Genomic DNA, 5,713 nt, shown 5'->3' with positions numbered 1-5,713 from the left:
GGTCGAGGGCCGCGGCGACCAGCGCGGCGGCGCCGGCGATGACGCCGTCGAGGATGACCGGCACGCGGGCGGCCGCGCCGCCCAGGATGAGGCCCGCGATCGCGGCGTGCTCGAAACCGCCGACGGCGGCCAGGGCGCGCAGCGCGTCGCTGGGCTGTGACCCGACGGTGGCCACGCCGTTGACCTGGAGCGCCTGGCGGATCACGGCGACCTTGCGGGCGTGGGTGTCGTCGTCGATCCCGGTGCCGCGGCCCGTGACTTCGGCCGGGTCGCTGCCGGTGAAGGCCGCGATGAGCGCGGCCGAGGCGGTGGTGTTGGCGATGCCCATGTCGCCGGTGATCAGGCACCGGGCACCCCGCGCGACCAGGTCACGTGCCACCGAGATGCCGGCTTCCAGGGCCTGTGCGGCCTGGTCGACCGTCATGGCCGGGCCCGCCGACAGGTCGGCCGTGCCATAGCCGATCTTGCGCTTGACCAGCGAGGGGGCGTCCGGCAGGTCGGCGGCGACACCGACGTCCACCACGGTCACCGACACGTCCGCCTGGGCCGCGAAGGCGTTGGCCACGGCCCCGCCCGCGAGGAAGTTGGCGACCATCTGGACCGTGACCTCCTGCGGCCACGGGCTCACACCCTGGGCGTGCACGCCGTGGTCGGCCGCGAAGATGGCCAGGGCCGCGGGGACGGGCATGGGCGGCGGGCTGACGCCGGCCGCGCCCGCGAGCCGTACCGCGATCTCTTCGAGGGCTCCCAGCGATCCGCGCGGTTTCGTGAGGCGGTCCTGGTGGGCCCGGGCGTCGGCGAGGGCACGCGGGTCGGCGGGGCGGATCTCGGCCAGCGTCTCGGCGAGCGTCTCGACTGTCACGGCGTACCTCCATGGACGGATCACGGACGGATCAGGGACGTTTCACGAGCGGATCGAGCGGATCGAGCGGATCGAGCGGATCGAGCGGATCGAGCGACTCGGAAAGATCGAGAGGATCGGGCGGCGGTTCGAGCCGGGACATGGCCGCGATCGCCGCGGAGAGCCGGTCAGGGGACCAGTTGGAGAGCTTCCTCGTATCGGTCGATCACGACGTCGGCCAGGGTCTCGCAGTCGCCGATCACCTCCGCGCAGCGGATGTCGAGCTCGGGGTGGCCGGCCCCGTACGCCAGCGCCTGCGCCCACACGCGCTCCAGAACCCCGCCGGCGAACAGCAGGTAGGGCACGACGATGACGCGCTTGGCCCCCAGCCTCCGGCAGCGTTCGAGCCCGCCGGGCACCCCGGGCGGGGTGACGGAGACGAAGGCCGTCTCGACGGTCATGAAGTCGTAGGCGTGCGACTCCCAGAACAGCCGCGACACCCGGTGGATCTCGGCGTTGGCCGCCGGGGCGGTGGAGCCCTCGCCGACCAGCACGACGGCGGTGTCCCCCGGATCGACGTGCCTCGGCTGGAGCTCGGCCGGGAGCACCTCGACGGGCCTCGGCCGCCCGCCGACCAGCTCCAGAGGGCGGAGCCTCGGCATCTCGGTCGCGGCGTCGTTGAGCCGCTCGGCGAGCAGCGCGAGCACGCGCGGGTCGGGTCCGAGCGGCCGGCCGTAGTCGTACATCAGCGTGGGGTGGCGCTGCTGCTCGCGTTCCATGGCGGCGGGGTATTCCTTACCCGCGCGGGTCAGGCTCAGGGGCAGCGCGACCAGGCGGTGGTGTCCTCGGGCGACCAGGGAGGCGACGGACTCACTCAGCCGTGGCGTGGCCCGTTCGAGGTAGCCGCCCGAGACATCGGCGGCCTTCTGGTCGAGGCGGCAGCGGAGCCGGTGGACGAACCTGCCGAACTCCGCGGAATCGGCGTCATCGTTCGAGCCCTGCCCGATCAGGAGGAGCGGCGGCTTCATCGAGGCTTTCTCCGGTTGTAGACAAAGACACGCGAGGATAACCGATGCGCGCCGGTGAGGGACAGGTCACGCTGGGTGCGCCGGCACCGCGTGAACGACGAAGACGGGGTCGGAGGCCGTCAGGCCGTGCGAGCCGTCGGGCTGGATGGTGAGCCTGGAGGCCAGGATCTGCGTGCCCTCGGCATGGTAGCCGTGCTCGCGCAGCCGGTCGAGCACGGCGGGCATCTGCTCCAGGGTCTTGACCACGCAGACCAGCGAGCGCGGGCCGCGGGCGGCGCAGGCCACGATCACGTCAGGGCCGCCTCCGCCCACGAAGACGGCGTCGGGATCGGGCAGCGGCTCCAGGGCGGGCGGGGCCTGCCCGCGGGTCAGCGCCACCTTGACGCCGTGCTCCAGCACGGCTGTGCGCAGCCGGGCGCAGGCCGCCATGTCGCGTTCGACGGCCATGACGGCCGCGCCGAGCCGGGCGCACTCGACGGCGATCTCGCCTGAGCCCGCGCCGACGTCCCAGACGAGGTCGCCGAGCCGTGGCCCGAGCTTGGCCAGGATGTACGCCCTGACCTCCGGCGGGATCCTGCCCTGGAGCGGCAGCGCCCACTCGGCGGGCCCGGGCTGGGCCCCGGCCACCCAGCCGGGCGGGGCGCCCTGGTGGAGCGGGTCGAGGACGAGCACCACATCGGGGTCCTTCCAGGGGCGGGTGGTGGCCTCGCCCATGCGGCTGTGGGTGACGCGCTGGTCGGGGCCGCCGAGGTCCTCGCAGACGATGAGCGCGCGCGGGGTGGTGGGGGCCAGTTCGCGGGCGATCTCGGCGGGGCCGACGCCCGGCGTGACGATCAGCGCCACCTTGGGGTGGGCCCGGCAGGCGTTCACGACGCGGCCGAGCTGGTGCGGGCCGGAGGGGGCGACGACGAGGGCGTCCTCCCAGTTGAGCCCGGCGCAGGCGAAGGCCCTGGTGACCAGCGACGTGGCGGGCAGCACCTCGGGGTCGAACCCGTGCGCGCGCAGTCTCCGCACCACGCCGAAGAAGCCCGGATCGCCCTCGGCGACCACTACGACATGGCCCTCGCCGTGTTCGGCGTGCCGGTCGAGGGTGTCGAGCAGCGTCTCGTCGGTCGCGGTCGCCGCGCTCAGCCTGAGCCGGCCGACGACGGCGTCGGGTCCCACGACCAGCGTCGCGGCATGCAGCCGGTCGATCGCTCCGGCTGACAGCTCCGACCCGTCCCACCCGACCACCGTGATCATGGCGCCTCACCGTCCTCACCACCAAGAGTGACGGCTTCCACGGAGTTTCACCAGACATCCGGACAGGAGCGCGGTCGCCGGAGACAGGTCACACGAGGTCGGCGGGGACCAGGCTGTAGACGACGAGGTCCTCACCGCGCAGGGCGTTGCGCGCGACGCCTTCGCGGGTGAAGCCCGCCTTCTCGGCGACGCGCTGCGAGGCCGTGTTGGAGACCGCGGCCCGAAGCAGCAGCCGCTGGAACGCCAGCGTGCCGAACAGCCAGCGCGCGACGGCGAGCACGGCCTCACCGGCGTAGCCGTTGCCGCGCGCCCAGGGCGCGGTCATGTAGCCGACCTCGACCGTCCGGTTGATCCAGTCGACGTCCCTGAGGTCCAGGTTCACCGCGAACCGCCCGCCGTCCAGTTCCTCGCCGGCCCAGGCGATCCCCTGCCCCCTGATCCGCATCCGCTCGGTGACGGCCAGGAACGCCCTGGCGTCGGCTTCGGAATAGCCGCGCGGCACCCCGGTCATGGCCTGGGTGAGGGGGTCCGCGCCGGTGGCGGCCAGGTCGGGCACGTCCTGTACGCCGAGCGGGCGCAGCCTCAGCCGCCGGCTGCGCAGCTCGGCCCGCGGCAGGCTCTCCGACGGGGCGCGGTCGTCGTCGCGCAGCATGCCGAACAGGACGAGATCATGCGGGCCGTCGTCCTCCACGCTGGCCTCGCGCAGCACGCCTTCCCAGGTGAAGCCGGCTTTCTGCGCGACGCGCAGTGACGCGAGGTTGTCGAGGTTGGCGGTCAGGTCGATCCTGCGCAGGTCGGTGGTGGTGAAGACCCAGTCCACGAGCCCCCGTACGGCCTCGGTGGCGAAGCCGCGCCCGCGGTGGAGCGGGTGCACGCCGTACCCGATCTCGGTCGTGCCCGCGCCCCACGAGGTCTTGAAGAGGCTCACGGCGCCGACGACGCGGCCGTCCGGGTCGGCCATCGCCAGGTGCACCCCCTGGCCGGAGTCGCGCAGCTCGTGGACGCCCGCCGAGAGCCACTGGCTCACGCCGGCCACGTGGGTGGGGGCGCCGGGGGGCAGGAACGTGGCTCCGGTCTCCACGATGGACCGGATCCGTGCCTCGTCACCGGGGCCGAACGGGCGGAGCCTGAGCCGTCCGGTGATGACGGTCACCTCGGGATCGAACACGCTCGGCAGCGTACACATACGCGATGTTTGCCCATGAAAGCGGGGGTAGGGGCGCAATTGAGAGCAAAGTGGAGGTGGTGAGCGGTGCGGCTCGACTTCATCCGGCCGCTGTACGAGCGCCGCGGGCCGTACGCGTCGGTCTACCTGGGTGCTCTGACCGAACCCGAGCGGGAGTCGAGCTGGCGCGGCGTCCGTGACCGGCTGGGCGGGGCCGATCCCGCGACGATCGAGGCCCTGCACGAGCGGGCCGTGGAGCCCGCGGTGGCGATGTTCGCCACCCACGGCGACGTGGTGCTCTCCGAGCGGCTCTCGGAGCCGCCGGGTGAGCTGGCCACGTGGTCGCCGCTGCCGCACGTCACGCCCATGCTGATGCGGCGCGGCGAGAACGTGCCGCACCTGCGGGTCATCGTGGACCACGCCGGGGCGGAGCTGACGGTGTTCGGCGGCGGCTCGCCGCGTACCTCCACCCTGCGGGCGGAGTCGTGGCCCCTGCAGAAGACGGCGCAGGGCGGCTGGTCGCAGCGCCGCTACGAGAACAGCGTGGAGAGCACCTGGGAGAAGAACGTGGCGCTCGTCGCGGGGGAGATCGACGACCAGGTGCGGCGGATCGGCGCCGAGCTCGTCATCGTGGCCGGTGACCCTAAGTCGCGCGCGATGCTCTGCGACCACCTCGGCACCAAGGCCGCGGACCGCGTGATGATGGTGGAGCACGGCAGCCACTCCGACCGCGGAGGGTTCGAGCTGGACGTCGAGAGCGCGCTGGACGAGTGGCTGGAGGGCAGGCGCGCCGAGCTGCTCGACCGGCACCGCGAGGCGGCCGGGCCGGTGGGGCCGCGCCAGGTGTTCCACGCGCTGCGCGAGGGCAGGGTGCATGCCGTGCTCTCCCCCGGCGAGCTGCCGGAGCCCGTGTGGATCGGCGACGGCGGCACCCAGCTCGCCCCCGAGGCGGAGGAACTGCGCCTGTGGGGCGTGGAGCAGCCGGTAACCGAACGCGCCGACTCGGCCCTGGCCAGGGCGGCGGCGATGACCGACGCGGAGCTGTGGTTCAGCGACGAGGTCTCGGACGTGGCGGCCGTCATCAGGTACTGATGATCACTTCGAGGGTCCGCGGGCCGTGCACGCCCTCGACGCGGTCGAGCTCGATGTCGCTGGTCGCGGAGGGGCCGCTGATCCAGGTCAGGGGTCGGGCCGGGTCGAGCCTGGCGACCGCCTCCGGCACCCCGCCCACGACCTGCCCGGCGCGTACGACGCACAGGTGGTAGTCGGGCACCAGCGTCTGCTCCCTCGTGCCCTGGCCGGGGCCCGAGTCCAGCACGATCGTGCCCGTCTCGGCGATGGCGACCGCGCACCCGGTGATCACGCCGTCCGCGTCCCGCGCCCCGGCCGGGCCGCCGGGCGGCGCGGGGACCGCCGCGGACCACTCCTGCGCGAGCC

At 73.6% G+C, this 5,713-nt stretch carries 6 protein-coding genes; 1 reads left to right on the top strand and 5 read right to left on the bottom strand.

Going from position 1 to position 5,713, the window contains the following annotated elements:
• The 4 genes from DQW85_RS28830 to DQW85_RS28815 all read right to left on the bottom strand — a co-directional run.
• Positions 1-862: nicotinate-nucleotide--dimethylbenzimidazole phosphoribosyltransferase (locus DQW85_RS28830; RefSeq protein WP_162795456.1), on the bottom strand; the 862-nt coding region annotated here is incomplete at its 3' end.
• Between the two features lie 167 nt (positions 863-1,029).
• Complete coding sequence (locus DQW85_RS28825; RefSeq protein ID WP_113703008.1) at positions 1,030-1,869, bottom strand: sirohydrochlorin chelatase; 840 nt, start codon at positions 1,867-1,869, stop codon at positions 1,030-1,032.
• A 66-nt stretch (positions 1,870-1,935) separates the two neighbouring features.
• Complete coding sequence (locus DQW85_RS28820; RefSeq protein WP_113703007.1) at positions 1,936-3,111, bottom strand: bifunctional cobalt-precorrin-7 (C(5))-methyltransferase/cobalt-precorrin-6B (C(15))-methyltransferase; 1,176 nt, start codon at positions 3,109-3,111, stop codon at positions 1,936-1,938.
• Positions 3,112-3,199: 88 nt separating this feature from the next.
• Positions 3,200-4,279 (bottom strand): GNAT family N-acetyltransferase, encoded by a 1,080-nt coding sequence (locus tag DQW85_RS28815; RefSeq protein WP_162795455.1) that lies wholly within the window; start codon positions 4,277-4,279, stop codon positions 3,200-3,202.
• An 84-nt stretch (positions 4,280-4,363) separates the two neighbouring features.
• On the opposite strand from DQW85_RS28815, the gene DQW85_RS28810 reads away from it, so the two are divergent.
• Positions 4,364-5,368 carry a baeRF2 domain-containing protein gene (locus DQW85_RS28810; RefSeq protein ID WP_113703005.1) on the top strand — a complete coding sequence of 335 codons (1,005 nt, stop codon included), beginning with the start codon at positions 4,364-4,366 and terminating at the stop codon, positions 5,366-5,368.
• Here DQW85_RS28810 and DQW85_RS28805 read toward each other — a convergent pair.
• Positions 5,358-5,713, bottom strand: a 356-nt coding sequence (locus DQW85_RS28805; protein WP_205315489.1) for a LutC/YkgG family protein, incomplete at its 5' end; no start/stop codon positions are given. The genes DQW85_RS28810 and DQW85_RS28805 overlap by 11 nt on opposite strands.

Origin of the sequence: Nonomuraea lactucae (assembly GCF_003313395.1) — a bacterium.
In the GTDB taxonomy this organism is placed as follows: Bacteria; Actinomycetota; Actinomycetes; order Streptosporangiales; family Streptosporangiaceae; genus Nonomuraea; species Nonomuraea lactucae.
The sequence above is the reverse complement of the archived record's forward strand: the minus strand, read 5'-3'. Positions and strand labels throughout refer to the sequence as shown.

What these genes read in the sequence shown, in the direction of transcription:
- DQW85_RS28825 (WP_113703008.1), bottom strand. Translation starts at nt 1,869, where the DNA reads ATGAAGCCGCCGCTCCTCCTGATCGGGCAGGGCTCGAACGATGACGCC.
- DQW85_RS28820 (WP_113703007.1), bottom strand. Translation starts at nt 3,111, where the DNA reads ATGATCACGGTGGTCGGGTGGGACGGGTCGGAGCTGTCAGCCGGAGCG.